The organism is Streptomyces sp. NPDC058525 (genome assembly GCF_042719495.1).
Classification (GTDB): Bacteria; Actinomycetota; Actinomycetes; order Streptomycetales; family Streptomycetaceae; genus Streptomyces.
Map to the genome: position 1 here is coordinate 21,115 of NZ_JBHXNP010000118.1, position 6,000 is coordinate 27,114.

General features: G+C 70.5%; 5 protein-coding genes. 3 read left to right on the forward strand and 2 right to left on the reverse strand.

Features of this window, described 5'->3' with window-relative positions; all coding sequences use genetic code 11:
* Positions 1-728: 728 nt before the first annotated feature.
* The gene (locus tag ACFWP3_RS36280; protein WP_384229849.1) at positions 729-998 is read left to right on the forward strand and encodes a hypothetical protein; all 270 of its coding nucleotides are present in this window, start codon (positions 729-731) and stop codon (positions 996-998) included.
* A 126-nt stretch (positions 999-1,124) separates the two neighbouring features.
* Positions 1,125-2,096 carry a hypothetical protein gene (locus ACFWP3_RS36285; RefSeq protein WP_384229851.1) on the forward strand — a complete coding sequence of 324 codons (972 nt, stop codon included), beginning with the start codon at positions 1,125-1,127 and terminating at the stop codon, positions 2,094-2,096.
* Positions 2,097-2,206: 110 nt separating this feature from the next.
* On the opposite strand, the gene ACFWP3_RS36290 is transcribed toward ACFWP3_RS36285, so the two are convergent.
* Entirely contained in the window at positions 2,207-3,778 is a 1,572-nt protein-coding gene (locus tag ACFWP3_RS36290) for an alpha/beta hydrolase (protein WP_384229853.1), read from the reverse strand.
* 272 nt (positions 3,779-4,050) lie between these two features.
* On the opposite strand from ACFWP3_RS36290, the gene ACFWP3_RS36295 reads away from it, so the two are divergent.
* On the forward strand, positions 4,051-4,506 hold the full coding sequence (locus ACFWP3_RS36295) for a DUF3592 domain-containing protein (protein WP_384229856.1): 456 nt from the start codon (positions 4,051-4,053) through the stop codon (positions 4,504-4,506).
* A gap of 585 nt (positions 4,507-5,091) precedes the next feature.
* Here the strand turns inward: ACFWP3_RS36295 and ACFWP3_RS36300 are convergent.
* The gene (locus ACFWP3_RS36300; RefSeq protein WP_384229858.1) at positions 5,092-5,586 is read right to left on the reverse strand and encodes a hypothetical protein; all 495 of its coding nucleotides are present in this window, start codon (positions 5,584-5,586) and stop codon (positions 5,092-5,094) included.
* Positions 5,587-6,000 lie beyond the last annotated feature (414 nt).

Sequence of the window (6,000 nt, forward strand, 5' to 3'; positions counted from 1 at the left end):
ACGACCGAACCAGCCCTCTCACGCAGTCCCGTGGGTGAACCCCATCGCCCCGTAGACGGCGGGGCCGGTCACCTCCCGGGGTGACGCCCCACGTGTCCTGGAGGAGCGGGACGGGTCTTTTGCCTACACCCCGCTGGCACCGCCCCCAACCTCGCAGACGCGCAGCATGGGCGGCCGGGCTCACGGACGCATGACGCGACCTGGCCCTCGGCCGCCAGGACGGCACCTGCCGTCTGCGGGCGGTAGGCCGTACGTCGCGTTGCTGCGCCCGGAGCACCCTCTTAGAGCCGGCGCCATGGGGAACTCTTCAGTCGATGCTGACGCCGTGCTCTGCATAGGCCCGCACCGTCGGTGGGCCTGGGTTTGGATGCCCGGGCGTGTCGCACCCTTCGGTCGGTCCTGCGCTGCGGTACAGCGTGAGGCTGCGACGTGCGGGGCGGTCAGGGCCGCTGTTGCTGCCGGGGCCCGGCCGGCACGCGGAGGCCGGGCTGCACACTGCCGCTGCCGCCGACTTCGCGGACCTGACCCGGGCTGCCGGATCGACGGGGTCATAGGCGTGGTCCTGGAGCGCAGCCGACCCTGCTTGAGGTCCACGCCGCGGGCGCGGAAGCAGGGGGAGACCAAGAGCCAGGAGCGGCTGAGTGCATTGCCCCTCGCGGGGCCGATCTGTTGATCGGATGATCGGTAGCCGCTCGAGGCGGTCACTGATTGAGTGCGAGGGTAAGGAGATGAAGCCGGGCGACACCTGCGTCGACTCCTCCGGCGCGTACGGTTACGACGACATTGAGGCCAAGGACGCGGAGAACCGGCGCAACAAGCAGCTGATCCTGTCGGTCATTGCCGGGCTCGTCATCATCGGTGCGGCCGGGTTCGCCGTACGAGAGTTTGCTTCCAACGTCCGGGCCGCCGCCCAAGTCCGTGCCAGCGCCAACGACAAGTGGCTCCGTCCAGACGATCCCGGGCGGCTGGAGTCGCGAGAGCTGGCTCGTGTGGCGTAGGTCGCTGCGCTGCACGGGGGATCCGGGGCGTTGCGGCGGTCTGTTTCCCCTGGCCTGTGCCCTTGTCTGAGAGTCATGAATGTCTCTTCGTCCTTGCGACGCCGGTTCGGTGTTGGGCTCGCCACGGTGACCGTCGCACTTGCAGCGCTGGTCGCACCGGCCGCCGCGCAGCAGCAGACCGTCGATCAGATCCTGGCGCAGCGGCCGTTCCCGCCGACGGATGTCTCGCTGTTCACGCCGCAGGTGTATCCGGCCTCAGGTCCGATGAGTCCCGCCACCGGGCCCGCGCCGAGTGAGCGTCAGCTCGCACAGCGGCTGGCCTCGACTCTCGGCCGCCGATGCGGGGCGTTCCGTGCCGCCCAAGGCGTCCAGCTCTTCCTCACCGACCCCGGGCTGCGCCGTACCGTGCCCGATCCGGTCCTGCGGGCAGCGGCGGCCTCGCTGCTGTGCACGTTTGGGGAGCCGGGGATTGCGGCACTGCGTAGCGGCACTGTCTTCACCAGCGTCCGGTTCGCGAACCTGCCGGGAGCTACCACCGCTCAGGTCAACCCGCCCGGACCAGGCGAGACCCTCCCGAACATCCTCTTCAACCAGCGCTACCGCTTCGAGGACTTCCGCCAGCTCGGACCGATCATGTTGCACGAGACCTTGCATCAGGACCCCGACGTTGGGGCGAAGGAAGAGCTCGTCGCCCATTCTCTGGAGGCGCTCGTCCAGGCTCAGGTGTATCTGACCGATCCCACGCTCGCGGCATCGGGGACCGAACTGCCCCGCCGCCTCAACACCAAGCTCATGGCCCGCATCAACAGCGGCCCCGGACCGCGGCTCGGGCTGTTCACCGCGAACGGCCCCAACGTCTACCCCGGCGGAACGCCACTGCCGTACTTCGCCGCAGCCTTTCCCTCAGGCGGCCCCGACACACCCGGAAACGCCACCCTGCGAGCCACCCTCCGGCTGATCGCTGGCCCCGGGGCCGTGCCTCCACCCAGCGCAGCCTTCGATGACGCCACTTTGGAGTTCGTCGACGAGAACCAGGGGCTCAGCTCGCGCGACGTGCTGCGTACGGCTCGGAATCTGAGACTCGCCATTCCCGACTGATCAGCTCTCCCAGCGGCCACCGCCGCGCAGCTGAAGTACCTGCACACCCTGGTGGCCAGAGCCGGGCCGACTCCGGGAACCGGGCCTCCACCTCGAAGAACCGCGGGCCGCTACTCCGCCTGTTTGACGCAGGTCCGGTCCCTCGGCGGCAGCTTGCCGGTGGCCAGGTACCGGTTGACCTGGTCGTCCACGCACGCATTGCCGTAGCGCCCGAAGAGGGCGTGCCGGTTGGCGCCCTCGAGGGTGACCAGCCTGGAGCTCGGCAGCTGCTTGTGCAGCTCGACGCTTCCCTTGTACGTCGTACGCGGGTCACCGGTGGCGGCGACGATCAGTGCCGGGGCATCGCGCCGCACCCGGGTGGGCTCTTCGCGCGGCGAGTCCCAGAAGGCGCACGGGTTGATGTTGTTGGTCAGAGCGCCGAACAGCGGGTGCGCGGTGCGGTTGCGCTCGATGTCCCGCCAGTAGAGCTCGGGATCGCGCGCGGCGGCCACGTCCCCGCAGATGACGGCGGACTGCGCGCCGGTGGGCTCGCCCTCACCGCGCAGCACGTACCGGAGCTCGGGGACGAGCATCGGCGGCACCGTCGTCGGCCGGCCCTCCGCGGCTTTGGCCAGTACGGAAAGCAGCTCGCCGAACGACGCCCGAGCCGGGGCGGTGTCGTCCGCGATGCCCGAGAAGAGGAGGAGCGGCACCTGGCTCTCGTCGATCCGGAAGGCATCGGCGCCGGCGCCGATGGTCAGCGGACCGCGCGCGGCCGCCGCGACGATGCGGTCGACGGCGGCGAGCACCTCGGCGCGGCTGCGGCCGAGGCCGTAGGCGTCGTGGTGCTCCGCGGCCCAGGCGGCCCAGTCGGACAGCGCCTTCTCGTTCTCGCGCTCGGTGCCCTTCAGCAGCCGGGGGCGGTAGTCGCTCGGGTTGATCGCCCCGTCCAGCACCATCCGGTCGTGGCGGCCGGGAAACATCTGAGTGTAGACCGTGCCCAGGTAGGTGCCGTACGAGTAGCCCAGGAAGGAGATCTTCCGCTCTCCGAGCGTGCCGCGGATGACGTCCATGTCGCGGGCCGTGTTGCGGGTGGTGATGTGGGGGAGCACCGCGGCGTCGGTGGCCCGGCACTTGTCGGCCACGCTCTTCTGCAGGGCGACCTGGCGGTCGAAGCCCGCCCGGCCGGTGCCGGCGGACAGCCAGGTCATGCCGACGGGCAAGCCGCAGTCCAGCGCGGTGCTGCGCCCGATGAAGCGCGGGTCGAAGCCGACGATGTCGTAGCGCGCGCCGACCTCCTTCATCGACGCGCGGGCCTGCGGCGGGGACTGGAGCGCGGGACCGCCCGGACCGCCGTTGTTGAGGAGGATCGCGCCGATGCGGTGGCGGGTGTCGGTGGCCTTGAGCCGGGAGATCGCCACGGTGATCGTGCGCCCCCGGGGGTCGGCGTAGTCCAGGGGGACGGTCACGTCCGCGCACTGCACGCCTGCCTGGTCCAGATCGCGGCCCGTGGTGTCGTCGGGGCCCTTGATGCAGCTGCCCCAGCCGAGGTGCTGGCGGTAGTACCGGTCCAGTCCGGCCCCGGAGCTGCCCTGGGCGGGGGGCCCGGCGGCCGTGGCCAGGACGGGGGAGGACGTGAGGCAGGCGGCGAGGATGAGGCCCACGGCCAAGGCGCGGCGCGCGACGGGGCTGACAGTGGTCACGGGGTCTCCTTGAGCAACGTCCGCTTCGTGTGATCGCATGCCCCGAGGCTAGGAACCCGCCCTGGTACGGCACATCGCCCAAGGGCACGAGGACCCCGCTCCCGTCCACCCCTGCTCCCGGGACCTGCGGCCTGGTCCGGCCTCCTCCTCCGGGAGGAGACCGCCGACGGGGCTGCGCTGAGGGCCGTCCCGGCCACGCACCTGCCGTAAGGGGAGATCGCCGCACTGGCATGCTGTCAGGAGTTCTTCGGCTCCAGAATCGAGACGACCCTGTGTCTGCTTCCCAGATCCTCTTCCTCTTCGCATCGGTCTTCACCGCCGCGGGGTCGGTCATCGGCGTCGTCGCCTCCCTCAAGATCCGACGCGTCCGGTTCCTGCTGAGGGAGGGCAGTACCGCGCGGGGCGTGGTGACCCGTCTTGAGGAGACCCGGATCGCGCCGGCCTCGGATAGCGGCAGCACCAGCCGGAGCGTCGGAACCACCGTCTACTACCCGGTCATCACTTGGAGCACGGGCGACGGCCGCGCAATGGAAACCAGGACCAACATCGCTCGACCCAAGGACAGGACCCTTCCCGTCGGAGCCCGCGTCGAGGTCCGATACGACCAGGCAGACCCGTCACGCTGGACCCTCCCGGCCGAGGGCACCGCCTTCTGGTGGCTGTTCAGCGCACTGGGCGCGTTGTTCGTCGCGATCGGGCTGGGGTTCGCCCTCGGGGGCCTGTCGTGATCTGGATTGCATGGGATGGACAGGATGAGGACGTGGCTGTGCCGGTCCCGTTGTAGCGCCGCGCATACCGGCGCCCACCGCCATCCGGTACAGCCAAGGGAGTCGGCGCATGAGAGGTATGAAGGCCAGTCAGGGACATGACGCCACTGGTGAGTCGGGCGCCGGCATGGGGTACCCCCTAGCCCAGCTGCGCGCCGTGCACGGTGCCGTCACCGGCACCCTGACCCGCCCGGACCCCTCATCCTCGGACACCACGGCCACAAAGGCCGGTTGCGCGCGGTGGGCCGGACCGTATCGCTGCGTCCGGAGCTGGCCCGGCGGGTGTCCGAGCACCTCACCTCGGCCGCGCCCGGACACCCGTGGACGGGGGCGACGTTCTTGGCGGCCTGGGGGAGCCGCGACCTCCTGGACGTGACCCTGGTACGCCCCGACCTGGTGGCGGAGTCAGCGCCGACCGGGCCGGGACCACGGCGGGATCCTCCGCCATCCTCTCCGATTCCGGCGGCTGCGCAGGACGTGGGCGTGGGGGATGTTCCGCGATTCGGTGTCGGGCCGGTCGCTGCTGCCGGGTGAGCCGGGCCCCGGTTACGTGGTGGCGGCGCGCGCGGAGGCTTCGTATTCGATCTGGAGCAGGGCCTTGGTCGTGAGGTTGCAGACTGCGAAGACCTTCTCAGGGGCGGCTGATTCCTGGAGCGCGGTGAGTGCAGTGAAGGCCGCGAGCTCGGTGGGGTTGTAGTTCCGGGTGGTGACGGTGACGGCTGACGTGAGCAGCCGCTTCTCGGTTTCGCCGTTCAGGGGGTCGGCGTGGTGCAGGAGGAAGTCGACCGCGACGCGGATCGGGGTGCTGCCGGTGATGATCTCGTCTCGTTCCTGGCGGTTGCGGCCGACCTGTCGGCGCAGCGCTGCCAGGGAACGGAGCTGGTCGCGGCGCAGGCGCGCTTCCTTGCGGTCCAGGGGTGCCCACCGCGGCTGTTGCTCGGGGATCTCCGCCGGGGCCGGTACGCGTCGGCGGCGGGCGCCCGACTTCCGGGGAGGAATCGGGGCTCGGCACTCGAGGAGCCGGGGGACGGCTCGGTGCATCGACAAGCCCAACGGCCCGGGTGCTGAAACGTCACGGCTCCGGCCTGAGGTTCACTGGCGCACACAAGGGCGTGCGCTCACTGCATGCACCAGCATGCGGAAGCAGGACTCGTCCGGCACCATGCCGAGGACTGCCGCGACGGCTCACGGATGAAGGCCATCCTCCTTCCCGCAGTCGACTCGAGCTAGCTGCACGACCACGCTCCGGCTTCGCTCACCGGGCACAAGGACGTGGACGATACGCTCGCATGAGCAGGGCGGGCGCGTGCAGCAGGCGCCGACAGCACCCAGTCTCGATAGGCCGCGGCGGGCTGTGCGGCGGATTGGGTGGGCTGCGACCGTGAGAAGAGGCGGTCGTCCATGGTCGCAGCCCCTACGGCAGAGCGCGTGGACACACCTGCCGCTCTCATCAGG

Coding starts and splice junctions, on each gene's coding strand:
- ACFWP3_RS36280 (WP_384229849.1), top strand. CDS start 729: ATGAAGCCGGGCGACACCTGCGTCGACTCCTCCGGCGCGTACGGTTAC.
- ACFWP3_RS36300 (WP_384229858.1), bottom strand. CDS start 5,586: ATGCACCGAGCCGTCCCCCGGCTCCTCGAGTGCCGAGCCCCGATTCCT.